Here is a 6,104-nt window from a genome sequence, read left to right as displayed (position 1 = left end):
ACGGCTCGCCTGCTGTTGTTGTTTAATTCGCAGACGCACACCGAGACCTACACCGTCTCCGACACTCTTTCCCTACCCGACGCCCTGCCGATCGCGGCGATACGCGTGCTGCGCGAGCTCGTCGCGCAGCGGCAGGTCCGCGAGTGCATTGACCGCGTTGTTCAGGTTGAACAGCAGCTTCGCCCATTGCACGGCGCGCATGTCGCGATGCTGCGCGAGCGGCAGCCCGGCGCGCGCGAACGCGTCGGCAAACGGCTGCAGCGCAGCCGACGCGTCGACCGCGAGGACGCCGGCCGAGCCCTGGTGAAATGCGCCCGGCTGCCGTTCGATCACGTTGAACGGCACCATGCCGGCAAGCACGGTGGCTTGCGGCAACGCGGCGTGCAACGTGTCGGCATTGTGCAAGCCGTTCTGGAAGCTGATCACGAGCGTGCCGGGCCGCAGCACACCGGCAAGCTGCGCCGCGGCGTCCGGCGTCGCCGCCGATTTCACGGTGACGAGCACGAGTTGCGCATCGCCCGCGGCGGCGGCATCGGTGCCGAACGCGACGTCCGCCGGCGCGAGCCGCGCACGATAGCCGCGAAGGTCCGACAGCGCGAGCCCGTGCGCACGGATCGCGTCGCCGATCCGTGCACGGCCGACCAGCCGGACATCCTGGCCGGCCGCCGCGAGCCGGCCGCCTAGATAGCAGCCGACGGCGCCCGCGCCGAACACGCAGATGCGCGCGATCGGCACGTTCACACGTGCACGTCGTGCGCGCCGCCGTGCACGGGCCCGGCCCGCTTCTCGACCGCGCGCCGCACGTCGCCACGCAGCCCCGCGAAGAACGCGACCTCGGCGACGACGAACAGCGGCCCGACCATCAGGCCGACCAGATCGTCGACGAACGCAGGCTTGCGCCCCTCGAACCAGTGCCCGACGAACTGCACGATCCAGCCGACGACGAACACGCCGATGCCGATCCCGAGCCATTGCGCGGTCGGCAGCGTCGCAAGCGTCTGCCCGGCCCACAGGCCGAGCGCGAACAGCGCCGTCATCACGATGCCGAAGCGCAGGTCGACACGCAGGTAGAACACGGCGAACGCGATCGCGAGCAGCAGCGCCGGCGACAGCGCGACGCCCGCGAGCGTGCCGAGTGCGGGCCGCGACAGCAGCACCTCGACCGCGAACACGATCATCGGAATGCCGACCAGGTGCGTCGCGATGTTGCGCGCGTCGCGGTGATAGGCCGCATATTGGGAAAGATGGTCTTCGAGCGTTTTCATCGCGTCTCCTTGTCGTTCGTTGCGCGCTATGATGCCCGTCACGCCCGAGAACCTCTGTCGGCTACCCGACATCGCGCCGCCCATGCCTGAGCCCCTCGACCGCTTTCTGCCGCAACTCGACGCGCACCCGTGGTTTGCTGCGCTGCCGCACGCGCTGCGCACGGAGCTGCTCGCGCATGGCGCATTGCGACGGCTGCCGGCCGGCCACGCGCTGTTCCGCCGCGGCGACCCGCCATGCGGGCTGTATGCGGTGCTGGGCGGTTCCCTCACGATAGGCGCGGTCGATCCGCAGGGCAAGGAGGCGATCCTGACAGTTGCCGAGCCGGTCACGTGGTTCGGCGAGATCGCGCTGTTCGATGGCCTGCCGCGCACGCACGACGCGATCGCGCTCGACGATGCGCTGCTGCTGCACGTGCCGCAGGCGGCGCTGCTCGCGATACTCGACGCGACACCGCAATACTGGCGGCAGTTCGCACTGCTGATGGCACAGAAGCTGCGGCTCAGCTTCCTGACCGTCGAGGCGATGAGCGTGATGCCGGCCGCGCAGCGGCTTGCCGCGCGGCTGATGATGATCGCCGACGGCTACGGCGGCATCAGCGCCGGCCGCACGCGGATCCGGCTGTCGCAGGAAAAGCTCGCGGCGATGCTGTCGCTGACGCGGCAGACCACGAATCAGTTGCTGAAGTCGCTCCAGGCAGACGGCGTCGTGCGGCTGCACGTCGGAGAAATCGAGCTCGTCGATGTCGATGCGCTACGCCGCGCGAGCGGGCTGCCGGGCCACGCGGGGTAAACGGCGGAACCCCGCGGCGGAACCCTGCCCGTGCGCCGCGCCAACGCTCACGACCGCCCCGGCTGCCCCCGCCACGCGCTGTCGTCGCGCGCCGTTTCCCCGCGTCGCCGCGTTCCGGCCATCAGCAGCAGCGCCGCGCCGATGAAACCGAACAGCGCGAGCGACAGCATGCCGGCCTGCGGATACCCGACCGCGCGTTCGGCAAGGCTCTTCAGATTCGGCGCGACGAAGCCGCCGAGATTGCCGATCGAATTGACGAACGCGATCCCGCCCGCCGCGGCCGCGCCGCCGAGATACCCGGTCGGCAACGTCCAGAACAGCGGCTGCACCGCGACGAATCCCGTCGCGGCGACGCAGAACGCGATGAGCACGACGGGCAGCGACGTGCCGAGCGCCGACGCGGCAATACCGGTCGCGGCAAGCGCGAGCATCGCGGCCGCCCATCCGCGATGCCGCCCCGAGCGATCCGCGTGCCGCGTGACGGCGAACGTGCCAGGAATCGCCGCGCACCACGGAATCGCAGTCAGCAAACCCACTGTCATGCCAACGTGACCGCCCGTCAATCCGGCGATGCGCGTCGGCAGGTAGAACACGACGCCGTACACGCTGATCTGGATCGCGAAGTAAATTGCGCTGAAGAACAGCACGCGCGGATCGCGCAGCGCGGCAATCACCGATGCGGGGCCGTGCGCGCGCTTGCGCGCGTCCTCATCGCCGAGTGTCGCCACGAGCGCCGTGCGCTCGTCGGCCGACAGCCAGCGCGCGTCTGCGGGCCGGTCGGTCAGGTAGAAGAACGCGATCACGCCAACCGCGGAGGCCGCGAGCCCTTCGACCGCGAACATCCGTTGCCACGGGTGCAGGCCGAACGGCATCGGCAGGTCGAGCAACCAGCCCGACGCCGGGCTGCCGAGCACGAGCGCAAGCGGCAGCCCGAAATAGAACAGCCCCATCGCCTGCGCGCGGATGCGCACCGGGAACCAGTTCGACAGGAACAGGATGATGCCGGGAAAAAAGCCGGCCTCCGCGATGCCGAGGAGCACGCGCAGCAGGTAGAAGCTCGCCGCGTCGTGCACGAACGCCGTGCATGCGGACACGATGCCCCACGTGAGCATGATGCGGCTCATCCACACGCGTGCGCCGAAGCGATGCATCAGCAGGTTGCTCGGCACTTCGAACAGCGCGTAGCCAACGAAGAAGATGCCCGCGCCGAACGCAAATGCTGCGTCGCTCAGGCCCGTATCGGCCTGCAGCACGTTCTTCGCGAATCCGACGTTCGCGCGATCGACGAACGCAAGCACGTACATCAGCACGAGAAACGGCAGTAGCCGCAGGCGGGCCTTGCGGGTCGCGGCGTCGAGCGCCGGCGAATTCGAGACAGGTGACAGTTTCATCGTTACGCCTCCCCGCTCAGCGCCCGGACGGGCCGGTCAGCCCGAGCGCCGTGTCGTCCGCGGGCGCCATATGCGTGTCGTCGCGCAACGGAATGTCGGGCCGCATGAAGAACGTCATCACGATGCCGAGCACGAGCAGTGCGATCGAGCCGGCGAATGGCAGCGTCCAGCTGCCCGTGCGGTCGACGACGAAGCCGAACGCGATCGGCGTGAAGATCCCCGCGATCGCGGAGCCCGCGTTCACGAGGCCGCTCGCGACGCCGACGTGCAGCGGCGTGATGTCCATCGGTACCGCCCAGATCGGCCCGATCGTCATCTCGAGAAAGAAGAACGACAGACTCATCGACATCGCAGTCACGGTCAGCGACTTGACGAACATCACCGGCGCGAGGAACACGAGCGCGCCGACGAACGCGACGATGATCACGTTGCGGCGCGCGGCGACGACGTTCCCGGTGCGCTTCAGCACGCGATCGCTCAGCACGCCGCCCGCCGTGTTGCCGACGACGCCCGACAGGAACACGCCGGCCGAGAAGAACGCGGACTGCTTCAGGTCGAGCCCGCGGCCGTGCATGAAGAAGCTCGGCAGCCACGTGAAGAACAGCCAGCCGGTCCAGCCGTAGCAGAAGTACACGACCATCGTCGGCGCGACGCGTGCGAGAAGCCGCCGCCACGGCGTGCGGACGCGTGCGTCGGCGCCGGCGTCGCTGCGGGCGGGCGGCAGACTGGCCGCTTCGTCGGCGGACATGTGGCGGTGCCGGCGCGGATCGTCCGCGAAGTACCACGCGTAGACGATCACCCACACCGCGGTGAGCACCCCCGCCGCGATGAACGATGCGCGCCATGACGCGAGCGCGACGACGAACGCGACGAGCGGCGGCGTCACCGCATTGCCGAGCCGCGAGAACGAATGCGTGAGCCCCTGCACGAAGCCGCGCCGCCCGGCGGGGAACCAGTTGGTCAGCGCGCGGGCCTGCGCGGGCAACGCGGCGCCCTCGCCGACGCCGAGCAGCATGCGCGCGCAGAACAGCGACGCAAGGCCGCCCGCCAGCCCGGTGGCGACGGTCGCGACGATCCAGATGGTCGCGCACGCGATCAGCGTGCGCTTGGCGCCGTAGCGGTCACTCGCCCAGCCGCCCAGGACCTGGCAGATCGCGTACGTGTACGCGAACGCCGCGAACACGAGACCGACGCCGGTATTGGACAGATGCAGGTCGTCGCGAATCACGCCGGCGGACGCCGACAGGTTCACGCGATCGAGGTACATGATGAACGACATCGCGCACATCAGCGCGAGTATCGACCGACTGACGCGGGGGCGTTGAAACATGGTGTCTCCTCCAGGGGCCGTCGCGCTGCCCCGTGGCGGGGTCTCGATGCGCGCCGTCATTCGTGTCACGAATTGCTGGAAAGGAGTGTCGGAGCCGGCCTCGCGAGCGTCTATTGAATTTATGGCATCGGCTGATTGCCTGTGGTTATAAGGCTCGATGAAACGCGCGCCGTGCGGCGCGCACAATCAGCACGGCGCACAAAAACAAAAAGCCCTCGCGATGGAGGGCTTTTCCGGGATGCCGCGCGGCCGGTGCGGGCCGCGTGGCAAGCGCGCAGGGAAATCGCTTACGCGAAGTTCTTCGCTGCGAAGTCCCAGTTCACGATGTTCCAGAACGCTTCGACGAACTTCGGACGTGCGTTGCGGTAGTCGATGTAGTACGCGTGTTCCCACACGTCGATCGTCAGCAGCGCCTTGTCGTCCGTCGTCAGCGGCGTTGCCGCGTTGCTCGTCGACACGATGTCGAGCGAACCGTCGGCCTTCTTCACGAGCCATGCCCAGCCCGAGCCGAACGTGCCGACTGCAGCCTTCGTGAACGCTTCCTTGAACGCGTCGTACGAACCCCACTTCGCGTTGATCGCGTCGCCGAGCGCGCCGGTCGGTGCGCCGCCGCCGTTCGGCGACAGGCTGTTCCAGAAGAACGTGTGGTTCCAGATTTGCGCGGCGTTGTTGAAGATGCCGCCCGACGACTTCTTCACGATCTCTTCCAGCGACAGGTTTTCGAATTCCGTGCCCGGGATCAGGTTGTTCAGGTTCGTCACATAAGCCTGGTGATGCTTGCCGTAGTGGTACTGGATCGTCTCTTGCGAGATGGTCGGCGCGAGCGCGTCTTCAGCGTACGGGAGCGGCGGGAGCGTATGAGCCATGGCGATTCCTTCGTTGAGTATGTAGGGAGGCTGTGTTGAATGCTGCCGAGCGTCCGATTGTAGGCGAGGAAGAATAACCCCGCAAACTCACGGGCCATTTATCCGCGGTATGCGGAAAACCGGCGTTCGCGCAACGTCCGGACAGACGACGAGCACGATACGCGCCTGCCCGACGGATCGATGCGCGGCGCTCGGCCGGTGCCGCCGCGCGCCGCCGTTCCGTCAGAACGTATCCGACAGCCGCGGCTGCACGTCGGCGAGCGACACGTCCGCCGAGCCTTCGGCAAGGTGCACGGTCAGGCGCCGCTGCGGCTTCAGCGCGCTCGGCGCGCGCACCGCACGGCCGGTCTGCGCATCGATCAGCGCCGCGTAGCCGCGCTCGAGCGTGCGTTGCGGACTCAGCACCTCGAGCCGCGCCGCACAGGCTGCCACGCGCGCCGTGTCGCGCTCGTGACGGCGCTT

The 6,104-nt window shown here is 68.3% G+C and carries 6 protein-coding genes and 1 pseudogene; 1 reads left to right on the top strand and 6 read right to left on the bottom strand.

Annotation, left to right across the window (positions count from 1 at the left end):
• Positions 1 to 93 precede the first annotated feature (93 nt).
• Both G3N94_RS39080 and G3N94_RS39075 read right to left on the bottom strand, forming a co-directional pair.
• Positions 94 to 735: pseudogene (locus G3N94_RS39080) on the bottom strand (2-dehydropantoate 2-reductase); the annotation flags it as partial.
• Positions 736 to 737: 2 nt separating this feature from the next.
• The gene (locus tag G3N94_RS39075) at positions 738 to 1,265 is read right to left on the bottom strand and encodes an Mpo1-like protein (protein WP_205799548.1); all 528 of its coding nucleotides are present in this window, start codon (positions 1,263 to 1,265) and stop codon (positions 738 to 740) included.
• Positions 1,266 to 1,347: 82 nt separating this feature from the next.
• Between G3N94_RS39075 and G3N94_RS39070 the strand changes: the two genes are divergently transcribed.
• Positions 1,348 to 2,055, top strand: coding sequence for a Crp/Fnr family transcriptional regulator (locus G3N94_RS39070; protein WP_205799547.1), 708 nt, complete (start codon positions 1,348 to 1,350; stop codon positions 2,053 to 2,055).
• A gap of 47 nt (positions 2,056 to 2,102) precedes the next feature.
• On the opposite strand, the gene G3N94_RS39065 is transcribed toward G3N94_RS39070, so the two are convergent.
• From G3N94_RS39065 to G3N94_RS39050, 4 genes are all read right to left on the bottom strand, one after another.
• Complete coding sequence (locus G3N94_RS39065; RefSeq protein WP_205799546.1) at positions 2,103 to 3,446, bottom strand: MFS transporter; 1,344 nt, start codon at positions 3,444 to 3,446, stop codon at positions 2,103 to 2,105.
• A gap of 16 nt (positions 3,447 to 3,462) precedes the next feature.
• A complete protein-coding gene (locus G3N94_RS39060) occupies positions 3,463 to 4,776 on the bottom strand; it encodes an MFS transporter (RefSeq protein ID WP_205799545.1) in 1,314 nt (437 codons plus the stop codon).
• A 287-nt stretch (positions 4,777 to 5,063) separates the two neighbouring features.
• Entirely contained in the window at positions 5,064 to 5,642 is a 579-nt protein-coding gene (gene sodB, locus G3N94_RS39055; RefSeq protein WP_205799544.1) for a Fe-Mn family superoxide dismutase, read from the bottom strand.
• Between the two features lie 222 nt (positions 5,643 to 5,864).
• Positions 5,865 to 6,104 (bottom strand): exodeoxyribonuclease VII large subunit (locus G3N94_RS39050; RefSeq protein WP_277398606.1); only part of this gene is annotated, 240 nt, incomplete at its 5' end.

This window comes from Burkholderia sp. Ac-20353 (assembly GCF_017104785.1).
Taxonomy (GTDB): Bacteria; Pseudomonadota; Gammaproteobacteria; order Burkholderiales; family Burkholderiaceae; genus Burkholderia.
This window is presented reverse-complemented; position numbering and strand designations above follow the sequence as displayed.

What these genes read in the sequence shown, in the direction of transcription:
- G3N94_RS39070 (WP_205799547.1), top strand. Translation starts at nt 1,348, where the DNA reads ATGCCTGAGCCCCTCGACCGCTTTCTGCCGCAACTCGACGCGCACCCG.
- G3N94_RS39065 (WP_205799546.1), bottom strand. Translation starts at nt 3,446, where the DNA reads ATGAAACTGTCACCTGTCTCGAATTCGCCGGCGCTCGACGCCGCGACC.
- G3N94_RS39075 (WP_205799548.1), bottom strand. Translation starts at nt 1,265, where the DNA reads ATGAAAACGCTCGAAGACCATCTTTCCCAATATGCGGCCTATCACCGC.
- G3N94_RS39060 (WP_205799545.1), bottom strand. Translation starts at nt 4,776, where the DNA reads ATGTTTCAACGCCCCCGCGTCAGTCGGTCGATACTCGCGCTGATGTGC.
- sodB (WP_205799544.1), bottom strand. Translation starts at nt 5,642, where the DNA reads ATGGCTCATACGCTCCCGCCGCTCCCGTACGCTGAAGACGCGCTCGCG.